20 protein-coding genes and 1 pseudogene are annotated in these 24,434 nt (G+C 56.3%); 12 read left to right on the top strand and 9 right to left on the bottom strand.

The features are described from left to right. The first annotated feature begins 6 nt into the window (after positions 1–6). Together EKM04_RS16125 and EKM04_RS16120 are read left to right on the top strand one after the other, a co-directional pair. Positions 7–1,209 (top strand): MFS transporter, encoded by a 1,203-nt coding sequence (locus EKM04_RS16125; RefSeq protein ID WP_183895112.1) that lies wholly within the window; start codon positions 7–9, stop codon positions 1,207–1,209. A 173-nt stretch (positions 1,210–1,382) separates the two neighbouring features. Next, positions 1,383–1,775 carry a DoxX family protein gene (locus EKM04_RS16120; protein WP_183895114.1) on the top strand — a complete coding sequence of 131 codons (393 nt, stop codon included), beginning with the start codon at positions 1,383–1,385 and terminating at the stop codon, positions 1,773–1,775. Between the two features lie 57 nt (positions 1,776–1,832). Here the strand turns inward: EKM04_RS16120 and EKM04_RS16115 are convergent, their stop codons facing one another. Further along, positions 1,833–5,471, bottom strand: coding sequence for a response regulator (locus EKM04_RS16115; protein ID WP_183895116.1), 3,639 nt, complete (start codon positions 5,469–5,471; stop codon positions 1,833–1,835). 486 nt (positions 5,472–5,957) lie between these two features. Here EKM04_RS16115 and EKM04_RS16110 point away from each other — a divergent pair, with 486 nt between their 5' ends. Further along, positions 5,958–7,490 (top strand): DEAD/DEAH box helicase, encoded by a 1,533-nt coding sequence (locus EKM04_RS16110; RefSeq protein ID WP_183895118.1) that lies wholly within the window; start codon positions 5,958–5,960, stop codon positions 7,488–7,490. Positions 7,491–7,550: 60 nt separating this feature from the next. Here the strand turns inward: EKM04_RS16110 and mnmC2 are convergent, their stop codons facing one another. Next, positions 7,551–8,279 carry a tRNA (5-methylaminomethyl-2-thiouridine)(34)-methyltransferase MnmC2 gene (gene mnmC2 / locus EKM04_RS16105; RefSeq protein WP_183895120.1) on the bottom strand — a complete coding sequence of 243 codons (729 nt, stop codon included), beginning with the start codon at positions 8,277–8,279 and terminating at the stop codon, positions 7,551–7,553. Here mnmC2 and EKM04_RS16100 point away from each other — a divergent pair. The 7 genes from EKM04_RS16100 (at position 8,278) to EKM04_RS16070 (ending at position 13,451) form a co-directional block, all read left to right on the top strand. Further along, on the top strand, positions 8,278–9,474 hold the full coding sequence (locus EKM04_RS16100; RefSeq protein ID WP_174153722.1) for an NAD(P)/FAD-dependent oxidoreductase: 1,197 nt from the start codon (positions 8,278–8,280) through the stop codon (positions 9,472–9,474). The genes mnmC2 and EKM04_RS16100 overlap by 2 nt on opposite strands. A gap of 101 nt (positions 9,475–9,575) precedes the next feature. Then, the gene (locus tag EKM04_RS16095; RefSeq protein WP_174153721.1) at positions 9,576–10,283 is read left to right on the top strand and encodes a DUF1045 domain-containing protein; all 708 of its coding nucleotides are present in this window, start codon (positions 9,576–9,578) and stop codon (positions 10,281–10,283) included. A 74-nt stretch (positions 10,284–10,357) separates the two neighbouring features. Then, on the top strand, positions 10,358–11,281 hold the full coding sequence (puuE, locus tag EKM04_RS16090; protein ID WP_174153720.1) for an allantoinase PuuE: 924 nt from the start codon (positions 10,358–10,360) through the stop codon (positions 11,279–11,281). Then, entirely contained in the window at positions 11,281–11,775 is a 495-nt protein-coding gene (gene uraD, locus EKM04_RS16085) for a 2-oxo-4-hydroxy-4-carboxy-5-ureidoimidazoline decarboxylase (RefSeq protein ID WP_183895122.1), read from the top strand. The genes puuE and uraD overlap by 1 nt, the downstream gene beginning before the upstream one ends. A 76-nt stretch (positions 11,776–11,851) precedes the next feature. Further along, positions 11,852–12,352, top strand: a complete 501-nt coding sequence (locus tag EKM04_RS16080; protein WP_183895124.1) for an ureidoglycolate lyase — start codon at positions 11,852–11,854, stop codon at positions 12,350–12,352. Then, a complete protein-coding gene (gene uraH / locus EKM04_RS16075) occupies positions 12,349–12,705 on the top strand; it encodes a hydroxyisourate hydrolase (RefSeq protein ID WP_183895126.1) in 357 nt (118 codons plus the stop codon). Before EKM04_RS16080 ends, uraH begins: the two co-directional genes overlap by 4 nt. Before the next feature lie 5 nt (positions 12,706–12,710). After that, complete coding sequence (locus EKM04_RS16070) at positions 12,711–13,451, top strand: metallophosphoesterase family protein (RefSeq protein ID WP_183895128.1); 741 nt, start codon at positions 12,711–12,713, stop codon at positions 13,449–13,451. Between the two features lie 6 nt (positions 13,452–13,457). Here EKM04_RS16070 and EKM04_RS16065 read toward each other — a convergent pair whose 3' ends face one another. After that, positions 13,458–14,699 (bottom strand): D-alanyl-D-alanine carboxypeptidase, encoded by a 1,242-nt coding sequence (locus EKM04_RS16065; protein ID WP_183895666.1) that lies wholly within the window; start codon positions 14,697–14,699, stop codon positions 13,458–13,460. Positions 14,700–14,899: 200 nt separating this feature from the next. Between EKM04_RS16065 and EKM04_RS16060 the strand changes: the two genes are divergently transcribed. Continuing rightward, a complete protein-coding gene (locus EKM04_RS16060) occupies positions 14,900–15,472 on the top strand; it encodes a TetR/AcrR family transcriptional regulator (RefSeq protein ID WP_183895130.1) in 573 nt (190 codons plus the stop codon). 124 nt (positions 15,473–15,596) lie between these two features. On the opposite strand, the gene EKM04_RS16055 is transcribed toward EKM04_RS16060, so the two are convergent. Continuing rightward, the gene (locus EKM04_RS16055) at positions 15,597–16,751 is read right to left on the bottom strand and encodes an alpha-hydroxy acid oxidase (RefSeq protein WP_183895132.1); all 1,155 of its coding nucleotides are present in this window, start codon (positions 16,749–16,751) and stop codon (positions 15,597–15,599) included. A 257-nt stretch (positions 16,752–17,008) separates the two neighbouring features. On the opposite strand from EKM04_RS16055, the gene EKM04_RS16050 reads away from it, so the two are divergent. After that, positions 17,009–17,527: a hypothetical protein gene (locus EKM04_RS16050; protein WP_183895134.1), complete on the top strand. Its 519-nt coding sequence runs from the start codon at positions 17,009–17,011 to the stop codon at positions 17,525–17,527. Positions 17,528–17,609: 82 nt separating this feature from the next. Here the strand turns inward: EKM04_RS16050 and EKM04_RS16045 are convergent. From EKM04_RS16045 to xdhC, 5 genes and pseudogenes are all read right to left on the bottom strand, one after another. Then, positions 17,610–19,570, bottom strand: a pseudogene (locus EKM04_RS16045) (methyl-accepting chemotaxis protein). A 236-nt stretch (positions 19,571–19,806) separates the two neighbouring features. Next, on the bottom strand, positions 19,807–21,114 hold the full coding sequence (gene guaD, locus EKM04_RS16040; protein WP_183895137.1) for a guanine deaminase: 1,308 nt from the start codon (positions 21,112–21,114) through the stop codon (positions 19,807–19,809). After that, on the bottom strand, positions 21,111–22,358 hold the full coding sequence (gene puuD, locus EKM04_RS16035; protein ID WP_183895138.1) for a urate hydroxylase PuuD: 1,248 nt from the start codon (positions 22,356–22,358) through the stop codon (positions 21,111–21,113). Before puuD ends, guaD begins: the two co-directional genes overlap by 4 nt. Before the next feature lie 91 nt (positions 22,359–22,449). Continuing rightward, positions 22,450–23,343, bottom strand: coding sequence for a LysR substrate-binding domain-containing protein (locus tag EKM04_RS16030; protein ID WP_183895140.1), 894 nt, complete (start codon positions 23,341–23,343; stop codon positions 22,450–22,452). A gap of 224 nt (positions 23,344–23,567) precedes the next feature. Continuing rightward, positions 23,568–24,425, bottom strand: coding sequence for a xanthine dehydrogenase accessory protein XdhC (gene xdhC / locus EKM04_RS16025; RefSeq protein WP_183895141.1), 858 nt, complete (start codon positions 24,423–24,425; stop codon positions 23,568–23,570). Positions 24,426–24,434 lie beyond the last annotated feature (9 nt).

The raw sequence follows: 24,434 nt of genomic DNA, 5'->3' as shown, positions 1-24,434 counted from the left end.
AGGCACTTGCTTTCTTTTTTTCGCGGAAACAGCCGTTGGCTCGGTGCGGGCTTTGCGGTGCTATTTGCGTCTTCGTTCGGCCAGACATTTTTCATTTCGCTATCGGGTGGAGAGATTCGTCGCGACTTTGGACTGAGCGACGGCGACTTCGGCCTGCTCTACATGGGTGTGACACTTGCCTCCGCCCTCAGCCTGGTCTGGCTCGGCAAGCTTGCGGATCGCTGGTCTTTCCGCCAAATAATAGGCTTGGCAGTGCCCGTTCTGGCGCTCGGCGCTCTTTGCCTGGCGCACGCATTTACGATCGCGACGCTGATTGGCGGACTTTATCTTCTAAGGCTGTTCGGTCAGGGAATGATGGTGCATGTTGCCTATACCAGCCTGGGTCGTTGGTTCGCTGCGGAACGTGGGCGCGCTGTGTCGCTTTCCGCGCTGGGCCTCAATGCCGGGCAAGCGGTGCTGCCAATGCTCGCCGTGGCAGGAATGGCGGCGTTTGGTTGGCGGAGCATCTGGCTACTCGCGGCCATTTTTTTGGTTGCACTCATTCTTCCCATGGTTCTGACGCTGGTGAAGATCGAGCGGGTTCCTACGACCGCATCCACGACAAGGGTTTCCAACAATAAGCGCAACTGGACGCGGCAGCAGGTCATTCGCGATCCGTGTTTTTACCTTCTGATGCTCGGAATGTTGCCACCCGCCTTCATCAGCAACACGATCTTTTTCCACCAGGTGCATCTGGCGCAATCGAAGAGCTGGCCCGTTGAGCTGCTGGCGTCGTCATTTTTTCCTTATGCCGCTGTGGCGGTCGCAAACTCGATCGTGTCGGGGTATCTGGTTGATCGATTTTCCGCTTTGAGATTACTGCCCTTTTATCTCATTCCGTTCGGCGTCGGATGTGTTTTGCTGGCGGTGGTTGATGCGCCTTGGGTCGTTTTTGCCTTCATGGTTCTCTACGGCATTTCGGATGGTTTTTCGCTCACACTGTTCGGCAGCCTCTGGCCTGAGGTTTACGGTGTGCGTTTCCTGGGCGCCATTCGCGCTGTTATCGTCGCCATCATGGTGTTTGCCTCGGCGCTCGGGCCGGGCCTCGGCGGTTTGTTGATCGATAACGGCGTGGCCTTCACATCCCAGATTTTCGCCATGGGTCTCTATTGCCTTCTGATTTTCACAGTGCTTCTGCCTGTGTCCCGCCGTGTCATGAAAAGATCCTGATGTCGCTTGCAACTCGTTTGAATATAAGCACTTCCGAGTTTACGCACAGATCAGTGATCTTGGAGTCTGGATATTGTTTTCGATGGTGAAATGTGATTTTGACTACGAAATATGGGGTTTTTCAGTCAGGTTTTGACCATCGAGTCGAACCTATTTTTACGGGGACTAAGCATATGGCATTTTTTGACAAACTGTCGCGGTACCAGCCTTACGCTCTTGCAGCGTTGCGCATCATCACGGCCCTTTTGTTCATCGAACACGGAACGCAGAAGCTGTTCGGATTTCCTGCATCAACGATGGAGGGTTCGCTTCCACCAATGCTACTGGTTGCCGCGCTTCTTGAGACGATCGGCGGACTTCTCATCCTCATCGGTCTTTTCACGCGTCCGGTCGCATTCGTTCTTTCGGGTCTGATGGCTTTCGCCTATTTCATGGCGCATGCGCCGAAGAGCTTTTTCCCGGTCCTGAATGGCGGCGACGCAGCAATTCTGTTCTGCTTCGTCTTCCTCTACCTCGTCACGGCAGGCCCGGGTGCTTTGTCGGTAGATTCGGCGCGTCGCCGTTAATTCTGGGCCTTTTCGACCATGGCAAACGCCGCGTGTGACCTTGTCCTCGCGGCGTTTTCAATTCGAGTTCAATTTCGTCGCGTCATCGGTTCCCCGCAACAACCACTTGTCAATTTTTGCACGAAGCAGTTCCGGGCTGATCGGCTTGGATAAGTAATCATCCATCCCGGAGGCCAGACACAGCTCGCGGTCGCTGTCCTGCGCATGTGCGGTAACGCCAATGATGGGAGTGCGAGCGGTACTTTTTTCCTCGGCGCGGATGGCCTGCGTCGCCTGAAGTCCGTTCATGACCGGCATGGAAACGTCCATGAGGATGATGGATGGATGATAGTCTCTCCACGCTTCTACCGCTCTTTTGCCGTTGCTGGCGATGTGGAAGCGCAAGCCGGTTTCCTGAAGGATTTGCGTGAAGACGATCTGGTTGACGTCGTTGTCCTCTGCGATCAGGACGTCGATCAACGCTGTTTTGGATGTATGTTCTGGTTCTGTAAGGGGCTTGGTTTTCCTTGTCATGTCAGCTGCCCGGTCCGGCGTGTCCGATGTTTTGCGCAGAGCTCGCTTTGAGCGTGATGTCCGCACGACATCCGTCAGCGTCTTGCGCAAAAGCCGGGCGCGAACTGGCTTCATCAGATGTGCGTCGAAGCTGATGTCGGAAGGTTCACTGTCCTGGTGAATGGCATCCATTGATGTCAAGAAGATCATCGCCGTTTCGTTGAAGCTCGGATTTTGCCTCACACGGCGCGCAACCTCCAGCCCATTCATGCCGGGCATATCGTCATCGAGGATGACAGCATCGATTTCAAAGCCTAAACGAGCCGCCTCTTCGAGAATAGCCAATCCTGCGGGGCCGCTTTCTGCGGCGTAGGCGTCGATGTCCCAACTGGACAACTGTTCGCTGAGGATCTGGCGGTTTGCACTGTTATCGTCGATGATGAGGACGCTGACTTTTTTACGGTCGATGGCGCCACTGGTATGTTCGCTGGTTTTCGCCACGACACGAAGGGGAAGGGCCACGGTGAAGGTTGAGCCTTCGCCGACCGTACTTTCGACATCGACTTTGCCACCGAAAATGCCGACCAAACCCACGGTTATCGCAAGACCGAGGCCTGTGCCTTCATGGCGGCGGGTGGAGGACGAATCTGCCTGATTGAACTTTTCGAAGATATGGTCGAGTTGATGGGACGGTATGCCAACGCCGGTGTCTTTCACCCGCAAAACCAGAATCACTTCGCTCTCGTCCACCAGTTCGGCGGATAGCTCGATGAGCACATGGCCTTTTTCGGTAAATTTGATTGCGTTGCCGGTCAGGTTCGTGACGATCTGACGAAAACGACCGGCGTCACCACTCACCATGGTGTTGAATGATGGATCGATGCGCACGATAAGCTCGATGTTTTTGTTCTGCGCTTGCGAAGACAAAAGCGACGCCACATCCTCAACGGCTTCAACCGCGTCAAAGGGTGTAGAGCGGAGTGTCATCTGGCCTGCATCGATCTTTGAGAAGTCGAGTATGTCGTTGATGATGGTCAACAGGGCATTGCCTGACTTCACGATTACGTCGGTGAAGGTTCTCTGGCGTGTATCGAGATTGGATTTGGCCAGCAACTCCGCCATGCCCAGGACGCCGTTCATGGGGGTGCGAATTTCGTGGCTCATATTGGCAAGGAATTCGGATTTTGCCCGGTCGGCGGCCTTGGCGCGCGCCAACAGGCCTTCAAGCTCGACCTCGCGCTGCTTCATATCCGTTACGTCGGTGACGATAACAAGCCAGTAATCGCCTGCGCCAATCGTCGCTTCCAGATTGAGCCAACGTTGATTGGCGAGATGGATGAGCCAGGAAAAGGGTTTGATCGCCGCTACATTTTCAGTCCACAGTTTCTTGGTCTTCGCAATCTGTTCCTCGCTCCCGAAATCGCCGCGTGCGGCACAATACGAGAAAAACGGTATCCAGCTTTCGCCTGCGGCAAGCAACGCCTCCGGCACCTCAAACAGGCGCACCATGGCGTCGTTCGACATGATGATGCGGCCTTTTTCCACCAGCGCAAGGCCTTGTGCCATGACACGAGTCGCATCGCGCATATGCTCGCCAACGCGTTGCAATTCCTGCCGCGCATGGCTGATTTCCCTGTCGCGGGAGCGGACGTCGGTGCTGTCGGAAAAGGTCAGCAGAATCTTGTTGCCAGCGATGCGACATTCGGAAATGATCGTGCACCGGCCCGCCTTGCTTTCGACCTCGCGCGATGAGTAGCCATCGATCTGGTCGAGATGTGCTTTGCGCGCCCGGATAGCGCTCTCGATGTCCTGTTCGCCGAGGTGGTATTTGCCGCTCTGGTATCCCAGTTCCAGATAACGGCGATAGGGCAGGCCGATGAGATCGACCTGCTCTTTCACCTCCCACAATTCGTAAAAGTAATTGTTGGCGTATTCGATCGTGTAGTCCGACCCCAGCAGCATGACGCCGACAGGCAAGGACTGGAGGATCGACTGGACCTCCGCATGGAGCCGTTCCGCTTCATTACGGGCGGCCTTCAATTCTTCCTTGCGCTTCATCAGCGGTGTCGCGTCCGTAACGGAACCAACGAGATAGGGCTCGTGCGCCGGCGTGATGATGCGACCGACCCGAATGATGGTCGGAATGATGGCGCCATTGTTCAAGACGATCTGTTCCGTCTTGTGCAGTTCCTCTCCGGTTTTCAGGACATGGATGTTTTCCTGCCTGAATGCCTTGCCCTCATGAACGAAGATTTCCTCCTCCGTTCGTCCGTAATTTTTCTCGCGGGGCTCTCCCCACAAGGCTTCGTAAGAGGCGTTTGCATAGGTCAGGCGGCGTTGGCCATCCAGCATGAAAACGGCGACCGGCAATTGCTCCAGCGCCTCGCGAAAAAGCCAGTTTTCCCTGGTGTGTTTTTCGAGCAATATTTCCTGTGTTCTGGCATCGGTCACGTCAAGAAGAAGCGCAACGAGCATGCCGCCTTCAAGCCGTCGCGAGATGCCACGGATCCAGTGTCCGTCAACCGTTTGCTGGGTAAATTCGGCAAACGGCTTCTGGGCATCGGCAAACATGCCGTCGATCCACGCCTGCCTATCGGCCCCAGCCGATTCAGGGCTGTCTTGGGCGGGCGCGAAACAGTAGTCGTGAAAGGCGGCAATGACTGTTTTAAGTTCAAGGCCGGGCCTCCAGACAACGGAGAGGTCACCGCACAGACTTTCAAGTCTGGCATTTGCATAGACCAGCCTATTATCTGGACCATAGATGCCGATAGCGACATCAAGAAGATCCAGTGTGGCCGAGGGGATGGAAATGGTCTTTTCAACCGGCGCCGCGCCGCCATTTGCCGCATGGGATGGCATGGTTTCGAACACTTCGTAGAGGAACATGCGGCCGTCTTCGGTTTCAAAGCGTTCGCATTTTATGACATGCGTTGCACCGGAAACAGGGCTTTTCCAGATTGTTGTTTCATCGGCCGCAAAGACAAGACACCGCTTTTCCTTGTCAGCACGTTCCAAATCCTCGGTCGTGCCAAACAACTCATGGCTTGTTTTGTCTCGGAAATCGTCGGGGTCGCGGCCGGCAAAACGCGCATAGGCGGCATTGGCGCAAACATAACGCAACTGGCTGTCCTTGACGCAGGCAGGACGTTCCAGCGTCAGGACGCCTTCACATGCTTTTTCAAGCAAGCCGCCTTCTGTGTTCAAGACATTCTCCGTAGTAATGTAGCGCCCATAATAGAATCAAATTACTTAAGAATATTCTTGCGAACGGACAATATTGTAGCGGCATGGCATTGGCTATCCACAACACAGGGTTATAACAGTTTTTTAACCATGATTGCCCTCCGTTTTCACGTTTTTTCAGTTCGTCGAGACGTCGTCGCGGGCGGATATGCCTCGGGTGCAAACCCGCTATTTCAAAACATTCACTTGACTTTGCTGTCCAAAAGGACGAAATCCCGTCCAAGCTTTCACCTTTGGCGGCCGCGTGAGCTGCAGCGTCATCGACACAATACGACGCATGAAGGAAAAGCGCATAAATGCAGGAGACGGCGATTACAGCCGCACTGAAGCGCAGAAAGTCATTCCAACCCACAAGTTCCCAATTCACGCGGGGTTCTTGACGCCAAGACAACCGGACAGCAGGGCTGATCCGGGTTCAAGCGTTTTGGCGCCCCGAAAGGTATACTATTGACCAGTTTTAGCGAACTCGGCCTCTCTGAAAAAATCGTGGCCGGCGTCACCCAGCTCGGTTACACCACACCGACCCCTATCCAGGCAAAAGCGATTCCGCTTCTTCTGGAAGGTCGCGATATGATCGGTCTTGCGCAGACCGGCACCGGCAAAACGGCCGCTTTCGGCCTGCCGATTATCGAAATGCTGCTGAAGCAGCCGGATCGTCCCGCAAACCGCACCACCCGCACTCTTATTCTGGCGCCAACCCGCGAGTTGGTGAACCAGATCGGTGAAAGTCTGCGCGGTTTCGTGCGCAAGACGCATTTGAAGATCAACCAGGTCGTTGGTGGCGCGTCCATCAACAAGCAGCAGCTTCAGCTGGAAAAGGGCACCGACATTCTCGTTGCCACACCAGGCCGCCTGCTCGACCTTATCTCGCGCAACGCAATCTCCTTGTCCAAGGTGACTTTCCTTGTGCTCGATGAAGCCGACCAGATGCTGGACCTTGGTTTTATCCATGACCTGCGCAAGATTTCCAGAATGGTGCCTGCCAACCGTCAGACGCTTTTGTTTTCGGCGACCATGCCGAACTCGATTGCTGATCTGGCCAGCAGCTATCTGACCAATCCTGTCACCGTTCAGGTCACGCCTCCCGGCAAGGCCGCAGACAAGGTCGAACAGTATGTTCACTTCGTCGTCGGCAAGAATGACAAGACCGAACTCCTCAAGAAGACGCTCAACGAAAACCCCGATAGCCGTTCTATCGTGTTCCTGCGCACCAAGCATGGTGCCGAAAAGCTGTCCAAGTATCTCGAACACATCGGTTTCAAGGTGGCCTCGATCCATGGCAATAAGAGCCAGGGTCAGCGCGAGCGCGCGTTGAAGGGCTTCAAGGATGGTGAATTCAAGGTTCTGGTTGCCACTGACGTTGCCGCGCGCGGTATCGACATTCCAGCCGTAACGCACGTCTTCAACTACGATCTGCCTGAAGTTGCCGATGCTTACGTTCACCGTATCGGTCGTACGGCCCGCGCGGGTCTCGATGGTATCGCAATCGCTTTCTGCGCACCGGATGAAACCCGTTTGCTGCATGACATCGAAAAGCTGATGAAGATCGAAATTCCGGTTCTGTCCGGCGAACGTCCCGCTGGTCTTGCCAGCCCGTCTCGCGGCAACAACAACAACCGTGGCGCCGGTAATCGTGGCAACAGCAACGGTCCTCGCCGTCAGGGCGGAGAACGTGGCGAACGTGCACATGGTGATCGCCCACAGCGTGGGCCACGCGACGGTGCGCCACGCGATGCTGGACGCCGCAACGGTGAGTTCCGTGGTCAGCGCGCCGGTGAATTTGCGCCTGTTGAACGTGACAACGATCTGGAAACAACGTCTGACTTCAAGCGCGGTGGCGTCGAGGGTGCGGGCAAGCCCGCTGCCAGCCGCAACCACCGTGGTGGCCAAGGGCGCCCTGCTCGCAAGGCTGGTTCGTTTGCGCCAGCCGGTCAGGGTCGTCCAGCTGGCAACGCCGGTCGTGGTCGCAAGCGCGGCTGATCAGATCTGATCTAACCTGAGAAACGCCCGTACCTGTGTCCGGGCGTTTTTCGTTTGTGCTTATTGTGCAGGCTTTACGCCGCAGAGCATTTCCCGTTTTCCCGCAAAGCCTGGCCGGCGTTCAACCGCAAAACCAGCCGAACCCAGATTGCGGCGCACGAAACCGGCGGCCGCAAATGTCGCGAAGGTTCCGCCGGGAGCGGTTTTTTCAAACAGCGCCGACATGAGGTCCAGCGACCACATGTCCGGGTTCTTTGAAGGGGCAAAACCGTCCAGGTACCAGGCATCGAACGTGTCGTTGCTCTGGATTATTCCCTGCATGGCGTCGCCGCAGAAGACCGTCAGGCGTGTCTGCTCATCCAGAGTTATGTCAATCCAGCCTTCTGGATCTGAGGGCCACTGCGCGACAAACGCTGTGCGCTCGGCCTCCAGTTGAGGCCAGTGGGACAATGCGCGGTCCAGTTCATGCGCCGTCATCGGGTATAGTTCGAAAGAGACAAAATGCAGCATCGCCTGGGCTGGGCGGTGCAGTTTCCACTGTCGCCAGGTCTCACACAGGTTCAATGCGGTGCCGAACCCGAGTTCACCGATGCGGAAGGTTCCTTCCGCCGTTTCCCAGCGCTGCGGCAGGCCATTTCCGGCGAGCGAGACGTGGCTACATTCCTGCCGTCCATCCGTCTGGCAATAAAAATGGTCGCCAAAGGCCAGCGAATAGGGCATATCGCCCTCTCGCCAATCCAGCATATTTGAGCCGGCTCTTACCGGCATGTTTTCGTCGGGATGTGTCATGGTTCAAGCCGATAGTCTTCCCCGGCAAACAGGTCAATCACCTTTGCCATCCAGCGTCTCGTTGCTGATCGTCGGCGGCGGCATCATGGGGCTATGGGCGGCTGTGAAAGCGGAGCGGCTGGGCATCGACACGCTTCTTGTCGATGCCGACACGATTGGAAGCGGTTCCAGCGGTGGTCTTCTGGGCGCGTTGATGTCGCACGTTCCGGATCGCTGGTCCGACAAGAAGCAGTTTCAGTTCGATGCCTTGCTTGGCCTCGAAGCGGAAATCGCAGCGGTGGAAGCGGAGACAGGGTTTTCAGCAGGTTACCGCCGGTGCGGACGAATTATTCCGCTCCCCAAGCCGCATCTGCGGCCCATTGCAGAGCGCCATCGACGCGACGCACTCTCCAACTGGACGGCAGGGGGGACGACGTTTCACTGGCATCTTCTTGATCGACCTCCCATCGATGGGTGGGTAAACGCGGCAGCGGGCGGGGCCGGTTTCGTTCACGACACCTTTGCGGCCAAAGTTTCTCCGCGAGCCTTCATTGCCACGCTCCAAGCATATTTGCGGCACGCCAGGCATGTGCAGGTGATGGAGAAATGCAGCGTATCCACGCTGCAACCCAGCGGCACGGTCGCATTGGCAAGCGGGGAAAACATTCGGTTCGGTCATGCCATGGTGTCGGCGGGTCATCACTCTTTCCCCCTGCTCAGCCAGACGTTTGGTTTGCCCTCCGTTCCAAGGTTCGGTCAGCCGGTGAAGGGGCAGGCGGCGCTGCTGCGCGCCGATGTCGATCCGTCGATGCCTGTTGTGTTTCTCAACGGTCTCTATGTGGTGCCGCACGAAGACGGAACGGTCGCTATTGGTAGCACCAGTGAGGAAGAATTCGAGGACGCGCTTGCGACGGATGAGAAGCTTGATGCCCTGATTGCGCAGGCGCGCCAGATCGTTCCGCTGCTGGCGGATGCCCCCATCATCGAACGCTGGGCTGGTTTGCGTCCCAAGGCGATTGGACGGGACCCGATGGTTGGGCGTCATCCCGATCATTCCCGGATCATCGCGCTGACGGGTGGTTTCAAGGTCAGTTTCGGTCTGGCGCATCGTCTGGCGGACGCTGCGCTGGATGCTTTGATGGGGAGAGCCATGGATGTGCCCAAGAGTTTTACACTGGAAGATCACCTCCGCGTGCTCAACGCGAAGATGTTATGAAGCAGCGTTTCCAGTCGTTAATCTGTCACGCAAATCACCTAACAGCTTAGCTCATGCAATAGAGCTGAAGAAAACCGTTTCGGACGGCGAGGTGACGACGCATGCGGTACGCCATTCATTTTACGCCCTCTCCGAACGATCCGCTCACCCACGTGGCTGCGGCCTGGCTGGGACGTGATATCTATTCCGACCAAACCGTAGAGCCACCTGCGGTTTCGAGCCTCGGGATGCAGGAAATTTCCTACCACACGGCGCTGCCCAGGCGTTACGGTTTCCACGGCACCATCAAGGCGCCCTTTCGCCTGATGGAAGACATTGGCGAAGCAACCTTGCTGCGGGCGCTGATGCATTTTGCCGGCACGCACCAACCCTTTCGTTTGCCACCGCTCGAGATCGCGAAGCTCGGAAATGTTTACGGACTGGTACCCTCCTGGCCATCGGAAACATTGAATTTTCTAGCCGCGAGCGTCGTACAGGAATTTGACCACTACCGTGCACCCTTGTCCGATGCCGATATCGAGCGCGCCGACCCGGATCGTCTCTCCGCTACCCAACTGACCAATTTGCACCGCTGGGGCCACCCTTATGTGATGGACGAGTTTCGCTTCCAGATGATGTTGACGGGCGGAGTGGTGCCGGGAGACTGCGCAAGGGTCGAAAGAGCCGTGCGTGCGGTGTTCGCCCCTGTCCTGGAACGGCAGATCGAATTTTCCAATCTGGCGCTTTTCGTGGAAGACGAGCCTGGCGCGCCATTCCGTGTGCATTCGCTGCACCCGATGGGGCGTGTGTCTGCCCGCAAGATTGCTTAGTCTCCTGACGACATTGCTCTCGACTTTCCGGTTTGCGATGGTACCGTTCACGAAATTTGCGTGAAGGTGATTTGATGATTTCCGCTGACTATCCCCGTAATCTTGCTGGTTACGGCCGTAACACTCCTGATCCAAAATGGCCCGGTGAGGCGAGAATCGCCGTGCAATTTGTCATCAACTACGAAGAGGGCGGTGAAAGCAGCATTCTCGACAATGACAAATCGTCGGAATCTCTGTTGTCGGAAATCGTGGGTGCGCAACCATGGCCCGGTCAGCGCAATCTCAATATGGAGTCGATCTACGAATATGGTTCGCGCGCCGGTTTCTGGCGACTGTGGCGCATGTTCACGGATCTGGGCGTCACGACCACGGTCTATGGCGTTACTGCCGCCATGGCGAGGAACCCCGAAGCGGTGGCCGCCATGAAGGAGGCGGGATGGGAAATCGCCAGCCACGGTTATCGCTGGCTGGAATATAAGGATTTTTCGGAAGAGGACGAGCGCAAGCATGTGCTGGAAGCCGTTCGTCTGCATACGGAGCTGACTGGCGAGCGCCCGTACGGAATGTATCAGGGTAAGCCTTCCGACAACACATTGCGGCTCGTCATGGAAGAGGGTGGGTTTCTATATTCCTCCGACAGCTACGCCGACGATCTTCCCTATTGGGTAAAGGGTCTGAAAAACGACCCTTTCTTGATCATTCCCTACACGCTCGACGCCAACGACATGCGTTTCGCGACGCCGCAGGGTTTCAATTCCGGCGATCAATTCTTCACCTATCTGAAGGACAGCTTTGATGTGCTTTATCAGGAAGGTGCAGAAGGTGCTGCCAAGATGATGAGTGTCGGCCTTCATTGTCGTCTTGTTGGACGGCCGGGAAGGGCGGCAGCACTGCGACGCTTTATCGAATACGTGCTTGGCCACGAAAAAGTCTGGATACCGCAGCGTGTCGACATCGCGCGTCACTGGCATGCGCATCATAAGCCGGGGGCGCTCTGATGGTGGATCGGGGCGAGTTTATCCGTCGTTTTGGTGGCGTCTTCGAGCATTCTCCGTTTATCGCAGAGCGTGCTTATGATGCTGGCAAGGTGACTGAACCTCTGACAGCAATGGGCATTCACGAGGCACTGTGCAGTCAATTTCGTGCGGCGTCTCATGAGGAAAGGCTTGGCGTCTTGCGTGCCCATCCAGATCTTGCCGGAAAGCTCGCGATTGCAGGGCAGCTGACCGCAGACAGCCGCAATGAACAGGCGGGCGCAGGTCTTGATCAGTTGTCACCACAGGAACATACGCGCTTCACCGAACTGAACGCCACCTATGTGGAGAGCAACGGCTTTCCCTTTATCATTGCGGTGAAGGGCCTGAACAAGACAGACATTCTGCGCGCCTTTGAGACGCGCATCAAAGATGATGCGGAACAGGAGTTCGCAACGGCTACGGCGCAGGTTGAGAAAATCGCGCTGCTGCGTCTGTCTGCGCTTTTGCCGGAGTGATGATGCGATGGTCCGAGCCGAGCTTCTGGAAAAACTGGCGCTTTGCCAGAACTGGCGCGCACAAGGTGAATAGGCATTGAGTGACTATCTTGAAATCCTGCCTCTCACGAGAGAGGCATTTGCGCCGTTTGGCGATTTGATTGAGACGGATCCTGCCAGCATCAAGCTCATCAATGGTGGTAATACCGAGCGGCATCATGCGTTGGCTGCACCTGAGATCGTGGGTGAGGGCGCTCGTATTGTTCTGAATATTTTTCGTGGCAGGCCACGCGTTTTTCCCTATGCCATCGATATGATGGAGCGGCACCCGCTTGGAAGCCAGAGTTTTACGCCTCTCTCGGGCCATCCGTTTCTGGTGGTGGTGGCTGAGGATGAGGAGGGCAGGCCGGAAACTCCCAAAGTGTTTCTCGCGCGACCCGACCAGGGCGTGAACTATCATCGCAATGTCTGGCACCATCCGTTGATGACGCTTGGCTCTGTCAGTGATTTTCTTGTCGTGGACCGGGATGGCCCCGGTCACAATCTGGAAGAGTTCTTTTTCGATCAGCCCTATTTTATTGCGGAGCCAAAGCCATGACCGGCCTTACCACCCACGTCCTCGATGCGGCACACGGCACACCTGCGCAGGGTTTGAAGATCGACCTTTACCGGCTGGATGGCGAGAGCAGAGACAAGCTGAAAACGGTTGAAACCAACAGTGATGGCCGTGTCGACGGTGGCCCTCTGCTGATCGGTGAGGACTTTCGGGCAGGACAGTATGAATTGGTGTTCCACGCTGGCGATTACCTTCGCACCAAAGGTCTGGTGCTAGCGGAGCCTGCCTTTCTCGACATTATACCCATTCGCTTCGGCATAGCGGATGAAAGCGGGCATTATCATGTGCCGCTGCTGCTTTCGCCTTATAGCTATTCAACATATCGTGGAAGCTGACCTTTATGATTTTTGCCGCTATTGCCGATATCCATGGGAACTGTGCGGCACTGGAAGCCGTGCTTGAAGACATCGAAACGCTTGGGATTGCCGATATTGTCAATCTTGGTGATTGCTTCAGCGGTCCGCTGGAAGCTGGCCGTACAGCCGATATTCTGGTGGGCCGGAACATGCCGACGGTTCGTGGCAATCATGATCGCGCCTTGATCGATCGTCCCTTCGAGCTCATGGGCGATTGGGAGAAGCCTGCCCATATGCAGCTTTCTTCAGAGCATTTCGATTGGTTGCAGGCTTTGCCGTTTCACTTGGTTTTCAAGGACGTCGCCTATTGCTGCCACGGCTCGCCTAGGGATGATCTGGGTTATTGGCTGGAGCAGCTTGCGCCGGAGGGTTTTCTCTACCAGCGTTCGCTTTCTGAAATCGAAGCATTGGCGGATGGGATCACGCAACCGCTGATGCTGTGTGGACACACCCATATCGCACGTACCGTTCAGCTTTCGGATGGTCGCCTGATCGTCAATCCCGGCAGTGTCGGCTGTCCCGGCTGGAGAGACGATGAGCCTTTCTACCACCAGGTGGAAGCGGGCCACCCTCTCGCCAGCTACGCGGTGCTGGAGGAAACATCGAGAGGATGGCAGGTCTACTTGCGGCAGGTCCGTTATGACAGCACGGCGATGGGTGAACTCGCCAGCACAAACGGCATGCCGCGTCTCGGCAAGGCCATTGCCACCGGCTGGCTTGACTGATCCGTCTCAGCTTTCATTTGCCATGACGACGCAGGAATAGCTCTGAGCTTTGAGATCCTTGCAGGCCGATAGGGCCGCCGCCTGACTATCGAAGCCGGTAAAACGTGCGCGATAGAGCGTTGCCGCGCCGCTTCGAACCGCTTCCGTGTAGGGTGCTATTCCCGAATAGCTGGATGAGATGGCCGGGCGGGCATGGCGCAGCAGGGAAAGCGCTGCCCCTTGTGAATCCGCCGCTGCAATCTGCACCTCCCAGTCACTCCGCTCGGACACCGTCGCGCGCACAGCCGAGGTCTGCATCATATCCGGGATCACGTTGTTTGCCGTGGCGATCTGCATCGCGATGGGGTCACGGCGCTCTCGGAACATGGGCAGTGGAATTGCGGCGGGCGCGACATCGAAAGTGCGGCTCGTGCTGGCGCTGGCGATCAGCTGCTGGCTGCTCGCGCCTCTCGACGCTTTGGGCACTGTCCGGTCCAACAGCGATGCCATCTGGTTGTCACGGCTGCGGGCCGTCTTTCCACCCAGCACAACGCCGACGACGCTGCGGCCGTTGTGGTTGACCGCGCTGACCAGATTGAAACCGGATGCGTTGGTGTAGCCGGTCTTGATACCGTCGACGCCAGTATAACGCGCCATCAGGCGGTTATGTCCTCGGATCGTCTTGCCGCGAAACTTGAAGGATTGCATGGCGAAGAGTTTGTATTCTTTCGGGAAATCACGCTGGAGCGCAAGGCCCAGCTTTGCCATGTCACGCGCGGTGGTGACCTGAGCCTTGTTGGGCAGGCCGGACGCATTGCGGAACACCGTTTTCGTCATGCCCAGCTGGCGTGCCTTGCGGGTCATCATCTGCGCGAACTTCGATTCTGAGCCGCCGATGTGGTCACCCATGCCTTCTGCCATGTCGTTGGCGGACTTCACGATCATGCCATAGACTGCCTCGCGAACGGTAAACGTCGTACCCGCCTTGACCCACAGCTTCGAGGGTATGACGGACGCCGCGTGTCTCGACATGGTGATGCGTTGGTCCCACCGCAGTCGACCCTCATTCAGGGCTTCGAACACCATGTAGAGCGTCATCATTTTCGTAAGGGAAGCTGGATAGTTCTTAGTATCCGCGCTTTGAGCGGCAAGGACCTTGCCCGTCCTGGCATCCATCACGAAATGGGCGTAACCCGCCTGCGCCTCAGACGCCTGTAACGAGATGACCGCACACAGGAAGGCCAATGCAAACATCCATGCGTTGACCATTCCTCGCCTGATCATTCTCAACATCCACTCACCCCTTGATCCATGCACTCGTCGCTCGTTCAGCCTACCGATAGTTTGAGGCAACGAAACCGTTCAAACTTTAAAGACCGCTTTCATCCCTAATTAAGTATGAAAATCGATCCTCACTGGTGGCGGGTAATTTCCTTGATAGGAAACCAACCGTCCGGTATGTTTTTTTCATGCAAATCTTGAGTGAACGCAAGAAACAGCCCGACGTGGTGCGGAGAAATCTAATTGATTGTGCCGCAAGAATCGCTGCCAAACAGGGCCTTGCGGCCGTCTCCGTGCAGGCTGTTGCCTCGGCCGCAGGGGTGACGAAGGGCGGCCTGTTTCACCACTTCGCGTCCAAGCAGGCGCTGGTGGAAGCTCTAATTATCGATCTTCTGGATCAGCTTGATTCTGACATTGACGCTTTGATCTCACGGGATCGTGAGGACTATGGTTGCTTCACACGGGCTTACGTGAACGCATTTTTTGCTGATCGGGGACAAGAGACCGACGATAAGTGGTCGGCACTCGCCGTCGCCCTGATCGGCGAGCCGTCGTTAAGGCAAAGGTGGGATAGCTGGTTGGGTGGACGATTGGCGCGGCACAAGAAAACTGACGATGGTGTTGGGCTGCAGCTCGTCAGGCTCGCGATCGACGGCATCTGGCTTGCTGATTTAATGAGCGGGAAGGGTCAATCCGATGATGACAGAGATGCCCTTCGAAAGCGGCTCATCCGCGCGGCACGAAAGGCAAATTCGGGATAAACCGAACAGTCATGATCTATGGAGCACTGATCGCAGGCATCATCCGCGAAATCACCGGCATGTTGTTCTTGCAGCAGTCACACCAGCTGACGTGATGGGTGCCGACCATTCTGATGGCTATGTTCTAGGAGGCGGCTGTCCCATATTTGACCAGAATGTCGCCGTTGACATCGCTCAGCAGCCGCTTACCGCAGAGCGCCATGGTGATATCCATTTCCTTGCGAATGATTTCCAGCGCCGTCGTGACGCCAAGTTTGCCGCCTGCACCTAGGCCGTAGAGGAAGGGACGGCCGATATATGTCCCTTTGGCGCCGAGCGCGATGGCCTTCAAAACGTCCTGGCCGGAACGAATGCCGCCATCCATATGGATCTCGATCCTGTCGCCGACCGCATCGACGATTTTCGGCAGCATTGCGATGGAAGACAAAGCGCCGTCGAGCTGTCTTCCACCATGATTGGAAACGATGATGGCGTCGGCGCCCGTATCGGCCGCAGCCCGGGCGTCGTCTTCATCCAGAATGCCTTTGAGGATGAGTTTTCCGCCCCAGCGTTCCTTGATCCATTCCACGTCCTTCCAAGACAGGCGCGGGTCGAACTGCTCTGCCGTCCAGGAAGACAGTGAAGACAGATCGGACACGTTTTTGGCGTGGCCCACGATGTTTCCAAAACTGCGGCGCTTGGTGCGCGCCATATCAAGGCACCATTGTGGGCGCGTTGCCATCTGCCAAATGTGCTTGGGCGTAAATTTCGGCGGGGCGGAGAGACCGTTGCGGAGATCTTTGTGCCGTTGGCCAAGAATTTGCAGATCGAGCGTCAGCATCAGTGCGGAACATTTCGCCGCCTTTGCACGGTCGATCAGGTTGTTGATGAAATCGCGGTCCTTCATGACGTAGAGCTGGAACCAGAAGGGCCGCGCGGTGACGGAGGCGACGTCTTCGATAGAGCAGATGCTCATCGTAGAGAGCGTGAAGGGGACACCAAATTCTTCCGCAGCTTTGGCGGCGAGCATTTCGCCATCGGCATGCTGCATGCCCGTGAGACCCGTTGGAGAAAGCGCGACCGGCATAGACACGTTTTCACCGATCATCTTCGTTGCCAGCGACCGGTCCGTCATATCGACCAGGACACGCTGGCGCAGCTTGATCTTGGCAAAATCATCTTCATTTGCGCGGTACGTGCTTTCGGTCCATGCGCCACTGTCTGCATAATCGAAGAACATTTTTGGCACGCGGCGCCGTGCCTGTTTCTTCAAGTCAGCAATGGTCAGTGGTTTGCTCATGGATGAAGCCTTCAAATCTGAATAACATCTTCAACTACCATGGGAGTGTGATTGGGGACATCGGAATTGTCACATTGTGTCTTCAAAACGCGTCAAATATTCGCTCAGCAGAGACCTCGTCGCTCTTCGGTTGTGTGCATCGAGGAAACGTCGTTAAAAGCAAACTTTTGCCACAAAATTTATTTTACGTTTTCCGATTGATAAGTGCCGGTAATTCTATCGAGAGTAGATTTTAACAAGATCGACTGGAGCTGTTGATGATTACAGTTTATTTTTGGGCACCAGATATGTCTCGCAATAACATTGGTCATATCTCACTTTCTATTGGTGCAGGGCAAGGCAAGGGTCTTGAGCGATATGTGAGCTGGTGGCCCGGTGCCGGTGACAAAGAGACGTTTGTGGGTAAGCCGATATCCTCGCGAACATATGACGGCGATGTAACAGCTGAGGGAGGTTCTCCCACTGCCACGTTGTCAATCTCCGGCCTCGATGAAGCGCAGATGAAGCGTGCGTGGGATAACATGCTCGCCAATAACCCACGCTATTTAGTGTACCGAAAAAACTGTGCTTGGACTGTCAAAAGTATCCTAGACGTCGGGACGGGTTACGATCTTGGTGCCGCCGCTTCCGATTTTATCAATTTGCGGGTGTCTGGTGGTGTGTGGACGCCAAGAACGGTGTTCGAGTATGCCAGGCTGCTGAAAAGTCGCTATGACAGCAAGGCCAGGAAGTTCGAAAACGCGACGAATGATGCTTACAATCTGCGGATCAGCTAGCGTCTCCCGCCTATTTTTAGACTGTCTTAAATAAAAAATGGGCGGCCAAAGCCGCCCATTTTGGTCGCTCTGAGTTTTAAGCTCAAAACTCTTCCCAGGTATCCTGCGCGACGGCCGCGGACGAACCGCCACCGAAGGCGCCTGCGATCTTGCGACCCAGCGCGCGTGCTGGAGACGGTGCTGGCCTGGAGGCGTTGGATGCAGCCCGGACAGGTGCCGCCGACGGCATTGCCCGACTAGCGCCCTCACCATTTCCGAGATTGAAGCGGGATAGCAACTGGTTGAGTGAGGCCGCTTCCTTGGCAAGGCTGTGGCTGGCTGCTGTCGATTGTTCGACCATGGCGGCGTTCTGCTGTGTGCCCTGGTCCATGGTGTTGACGGCCGTGTTGATCTCCTGAAGTCCGACCGACTGTTCACGCGACGATTCGACGATGGCGGTGATGTGACGGTTGATTTCCTGAACTTCGGTAACGATGACTTCGAGTGCCTTGCCGGTTTCACCCACGAGGGTAACGCCAGAACGAACATGCTCGCCAGATGTCGTGATCAGGGCCTTGATTTCCTTCGCGGCCTTTGCAGACCGTTGCGCCAATTCACGCACTTCCTGCGCGACGACGGCAAAACCCTTACCGGCTTCACCGGCACGTGCGGCTTCCACACCTGCGTTCAGGGCCAGAAGGTTGGTCTGGAACGCAATTTCATCGATAACGGAGATGATGCTGGTGATCTCGCCAGATGAGCGTTCGATCTCGTTCATGGCGGTCACGGCCTGACGCACGACGTTGCCTGACTTTTCGGCACCATCGCGGGCTTTCGCTACGAGATGTCCGACTTCTTCGGCGCGGCTGCTGCTATCCTTCACCGTCGTTGTGATTTCCTCCAGAGCGGCGGCCGTTTCTTCGACGGACGCTGCCTGCTGTTCGGTGCGCTTGGACAGATCGTCGGCAGCTGAGCGGATTTCATTGGCACCGGCATCGATACCCCGAGCGTTTTCGCCAACCGCGCGCAGGGCGTCGTTGAGGTTATTGACAGATCCATTGAAGTTCGAACGCAAAGTATCGAGATGTGCCACGAAGGGCGTATCGATGCGGTATGCGACGTCGCCATCCGCCAGACGACCAAGACCTTTGGCCAGTTGATCGACGGCAAATGCTGTATCGGCTGCTTCCTGTGCCTTTTGGGCTTCGCGTTCGATGCGTTCCTTTTCGGACATGCTTCGATTTGCATCGGCCTCGGCTTCCATGCGGATGCGTTCCATCGCGTTCTCACGGAACACGGAAACCGCTTTCGCCATCTGGCCCACTTCATCGTTGCGATCCTGGCCTTCGACGGCTTCAGCCGTCTGCCCTTCTGCAAGCGTCATCATGCGTTCGCGCAGGTTCGCGATCGGTGTGGTAATGCCCTTGGCGGCAACAACCAATGAGGCGATGATGCCAAGTGCGAATGTGACACCGACAATTGTCAGAGACCACAGAATCGTTGTGTTCGTCTGGTCTGAAAGTGCGTCGCTTCCAGCAGTGACATTTTTCAGAACTGTGTCGAGGAATTGTGCCGCATCTGCTGCCAGCGGGACGATCAAATCGTCAGCCTTTGCCAGCAAAGCCTTCGCAGGCTCATCCTGATCAAGCTGGCCAAGCCTCACAGCCTCATCCGTCAAGCCAATGACAACTTTTGACCGGGAAATGAAATAAAGTCGTCGATCGCGGGCTTTTGGTCAGGAAGGAGCTGAGCGGTGGTCTGCAGCCGGTCAAAAAGCTTGGTCTTGCTATCAATGTAAAGAGCCAATGCCCTCTTCGTGCCGGGATCTTCGCTGGCATACACTAGCGTCTGATAAGCGGCGTAGGCTGTAGCAGCCAGATTTCTATTGGCGCGCGCCATTGCCGTTGCACCAGTCGTGTCGTTGGCAATAAAATCACTGTAGCTGGCGTCGGCATCTTTAAAGCTGTGTGACATGAAGGCGGTTGCGCTCAGCCCGACAACACATAAGGGAAGAACAAGAGAAAGTATTTTTGTGCGGATGCTCGCGTTTTTCAGAAATGACATATTTCCTCACGATTGATGTAGGGCGGCGAACACGGTGCATCTGAAGGGCGCGACATGGGACGCCGTCCACCAAGCGGTTTCAGAAGAACGTTCATTCGGTATTGGAGCTTCATCACAGAAAGGGCGTGCCGTCATGGCCGCTGGGGGATGTCTGTGATGCGGATATTAGATTATTATGGTTTAAATATAAGTAAATCTCGATTGACCGGTTGTGCTATTTTACGGTTTTCCTAAAATCAAAGGAAGCCTTTTGCCGCTATACCTGAAATATAAGTTTCGATCACCGTGCGGTCATCTCCCATGGTCAGTATAAGAAACAGCTCTTCCGGGAGGCTTCTAACGACTTCCATCTTCAACGCCATTGCTGGTGTTGAAGATGCGTTCATCACGGCGATATCCGCATCTGTGCCCACGTCGAGAGTGCCGATCTTGTCGACCATGGACAGCGCTTCGGCATTTCCCCGCGTCATCAGATACCAGCTTTCCAGCGGATTCAGTCGTTCTCCAAGCAGTTGCTGAATTTTGTAGGCCTCATCCATGGTCCGCAGCATGGAATAGCTCGATCCGCCGCCAATATCGGTTGCCACGGCAATGCGCACGGGCTTTTCGCGGCGTTGGAGTTTCTTCATCGGAAACAGTCCAGAGCCGATGAACAGGTTTGATGTCGGGCAATGAACCGCGACGGCACCCGTTTCAGAGAGTACGTCGGCCTCGCGATCTGATAGGTGAATGGCATGACCCAGCAGGGTCTTGTTTCCCATCAGGCCGTAACGAACGTAGATATCTGTGTAATCGATGGCGTCAGGATAGAGTTCGCAGGTGTATTTGATCTCATCCAGATTCTCGGAGAGGTGTGTTTGAATGAACAGGTCGGGGAATTCCTGCGCCAGTGCCTGCGCTGCCTCCATCTGTTTGGGCGTGGAGGTGATGGCAAAGCGCGGTGTGATGGCCACATGGTTGCGGCCCCTGCCATGCCAGTCGGCAATCACCTGACGGGTTTCGTCATAACCAAGCTCCGGCGTGTCTAGGAGACCCTGCGGCGCGTTACGGTCCATCATGACCTTGCCGCCGACCATCAGCATGTTACGCTTCATGGCCTCCGCGAAAAAGGCGTCTGCCGAGGCCTTGTGCACGGAGCAATAAGCAACCGCCGTGGTGGTGCCGTGGCGGATCAGTTCATCGTAGAAATGCGTGGCGATGCGCGTTGCGTGCGCGCTTTCCACAAAACGGCATTCCTCGGGAAATGTGTAGGTGTCCAGCCATTCCAGCAGATTGGCGGCGTAGGATCCGATGACCTGCATCTGCGGAAAATGCATGTGCATATCGATCAGACCCGGTACGATGAGGTGAGGGCGATGATCTGTTTCTTCCACACCCTCGGGTGCCCGAGCTAGAATATCTCTATACTCGCCGATGGCGCTGATCTTGCCATCCTCGATCAAAAGACCACCGTCTTCGATATAGAGATAGCTTTCCGTATCATCGATGGCGTTTGGTGCGCGGTTGAAGCTGAGAAGTCGTCCGCGCAGCAGAAGCATGCTCATTCCGTTTTTCCTTGGGACACGGCGCTTTCATACCAAGCGGTCAGCACCTTGCGCTCTTGCGGCGTGATCGCCGTGATGTTGCCGGGCGGCATGGCATGGCTGCGGCCCGCCTGTAAATAGATTTCCCGCGCATGGGCTGCAATTTGCGCATCGGTTTCGAGTTTTACCGATTTCGGCGTGAACGTCACGCCCTCCCACACGGGCTCTGCCGCATGGCACATGGAACAGCGGCTTTGGACGACGTCGCGTGCCGAAGCAAAATGGACATTGGCCGCAAAAAGCTGCTGTGTTGGAGAAAGCATGGCCGCTTTCTGCTCCTGTTCGCCGGTCAGGATTTTCGGCACGGTGGAGAGCCACATGATGACGATGAAGATCAGCGCAGTCACCAGCCACGTCCATGTTGGCCTGCCCGTGCGGGCATGGGTCGTGTTGAACCAGTGGCGGATGGTGACGCCCATCAGGAACACGAGGGCTGCTATGACCCAGTTGAACTGCGTGGCGAAGGCCAGCGGATAATGGTTCGACAGCATGAAGAAGATAACGGGTAGCGTCAGATAGTTGTTGTGCAGCGAGCGCTGCTTGGCGATGCGGCCATATTTCGGGTCCGGCGTACGACCCGCAATCAGGTCGGCCACGACAATCTTCTGGTTGGGAATGATGATCATGAAGACGTTGGCCGACATGATGGTGGCGGTGAACGCGCCAAGATGCAGGAAGGCCGCGCGACCCGTGAATATCTGCGTGTAGCCCCAGGCCATGCCAACCAACGCAATATACAAGACTGCCATCAGGCCCCAGGTATTGTTGCCGATGGGCGATTTGCACAGCAGGTCGTAAAACACCCAGCCGATGGCGAGCGATGCCAGAGACAGGCCGATCGCCTGAAACTGCGTCAGTGCGAGCACGGAATGGTCGATGAGAAACAGGTCTGCGCCACCATAATAGACGATGCACAGCATGGCAAAGCCGGAGAGCCATGTGGCGTAACTTTCCCATTTGAACCATGTCAGGTGTTCCGGCATCTGCGCGGGCGCCACCAGATATTTCTGGATGTGATAGAAACCGCCGCCATGCACCTGCCACTCTTCGCCATAGGCGCCGGGCGGCAAATGCGCTCGTTTTACCAAACCCAGATCGAGCGCGATGAAATAGAAGGACGAGCCGATCCAGGCGATGGCGGTAATAACGTGCAACCAGCGGACGGCAAAAGCCATCCATTCCCACGCAATGGCGTATTCGTACATTCTGTTCCCCTGCTTTGCATCGCACTGTGCGAAATATTTACCGATCAGAAAAGGGGCGATGTGCGAAACGCGCAGATATTCTTGCCTTAAGTCAGGCTTCTGTTGGAAACTCCTCCTGCATCCACTCCGTGAAGGCCTTGATTTTGGTCACGTTGCGGCTTGCCTCACTGTGAACGATCCAATAATCATGGCCATCATTGCAAACGAGGTCGAAGGGCTGGAGCAGGCGACCGGACGCAATGTCGTCCGCAAAATGAACGGGATTGACGATGGCTACGCCGTGACCTGCAATTGCGGCTTGCGCTTCCAGGTTCTGGATGCCGAAGTCGCTGCCGGTGCGCTTGTCGAGATCCGTTTCTGTCACACCCGCTTCGGCGAACCAGTGTTTCCACCAGCGGTCGTTCGGGCTGATGATTGGCAGTTTGAGAATGTCACTCGGGTCCTTGAGCCCGCCGATGGTCGCCGCGAGCTTCGGGCTGACGACGGGTGCAAAATCCAGCCGCATGATGCGGCGTCCGGTGAGCCCCGGCCAATCACCTTTTCCCCAGCGAATGCCGATATCGACATTGGTGCGCGAGAAATCCACGATCTCGTTCGTCAATGCCAGTTGCACGGAAATCTTGGGATGTCTGGCTTGAAAGACGCCCAGCCGTCGGGCCAGCCATTGATGCGCAAATGTCGTGGTGCAGGAAATGATGAGCACATCCGCCGTTCTGGTGCGTGCCTCGTCAAGCGCTGTCGCCAAGATGGCAAAGGCCTGTGAGGCCCGGCCCGCCAGCAACTCGCCCGTCTGGGTCAGGGCCACCTGCCGTGGCTTGCGCAGGAACAGCGGCGCACCGATGAAGTCTTCCAGCAGTTTGATCTGGTAACTCACCGCCGTCTGCGTCATGCCAAGCTCATCGCCAGCCTTGGTGAAGCTTAAGTGACGGGCAGCACTTTCCAACACGCGCATGGCATTCAAGGGGACGTTGCGAGACAGCTTCATGGATAAGTTCTCTTTATCCATTCGGTCGGAAGTTTCATTGGTTTTTCCATAAAAACAGGAGCATTTCTCTCTCATAGCATCAATAGAGCTTTGGAGAAATGATATGGGTTCAGTCGCGTTCAGCGTCTGGCTGCGGCCTTTCGCGTGGTTATGGGGTGCAGACTGGTTTTCCCCCAGCACGATACAACAGGATGGCCTTCAGGAAGATGAACTGCAAGATCATCTCAAGCGTGATCTTGGCCTGCTGGACGGTCGCGATCAGATAGGGCCGGGGCGGGTGCGGCAAAGCGATGAATTGCGTGAAGCACTTCGGCAGATGCCAAGGCCGCTATGACGGCGGGGCGTTTGTCCCTGACCGCTTGCCCACCGATGGGCAGGACCAGTCGCCCAGGCATCGAAGCTTGTCCACCTTCGCGTTCCAGCCAATGCGCGAAGGTGGCACGCTTGGTCTTGGAGCCGATCATGCCGACATAGGAAAGATCGGAGCGGGCGAGGGCTTCTTTCGCGATCAGAAAATCCAGCGCGTGGTCATGGGTGACGATGAGGACCGCACCACCGCGCGGAATGTCCTTGACCCTGGCCTCCGGCATGGGTGTCAGATGTGCCGAGATCGATGACGGCAACCCGTCAAGCTCTTCGCGCCGCGTCTCGATGACGGTGATGGACAGCGGAAGCAGAACCAGCACCTGCGCCAGGGCCTTGCCCACATGGCCTGCGCCAAAGATGAAGACGGCGGGCTGTGACTGATGCTCCCGCGCCAACCGGTCCTTCAGTTCGCCCGATATCGCAGGTGTCACCGCGGTGAATGTCAGCAATGTGCGCCCGCCGCAGCACTGGCCGATTTCGGGGCCAAGCGGAATATCCAGTGTCTGCTGCCGGGTCTTTCCCTGCAGCATCGCGCGGGCATGATCGATCGCCATATATTCGAACTGCCCACCGCCAATGGTTTCCCAGATGCCGTGTTGGGAGACCAGCATGAAGGTGCCCGCCTCACGCGGAGACGAGCCTTTCACGGAGGTGATTTCGACGAGGATGGCATCGCCTGCTTGCTCTATGAAGTCTGTCAGGAAGGCAATGGTCATGCGATCGCC

This window comes from Rhizobium skierniewicense Ch11 (assembly GCF_023757665.1).
In the GTDB taxonomy this organism is placed as follows: Bacteria; Pseudomonadota; Alphaproteobacteria; order Rhizobiales; family Rhizobiaceae; genus Agrobacterium; species Agrobacterium skierniewicense.
Note: the sequence above shows the minus strand (reverse complement) of the source record. Positions and strands in the feature narration are given on the sequence as shown.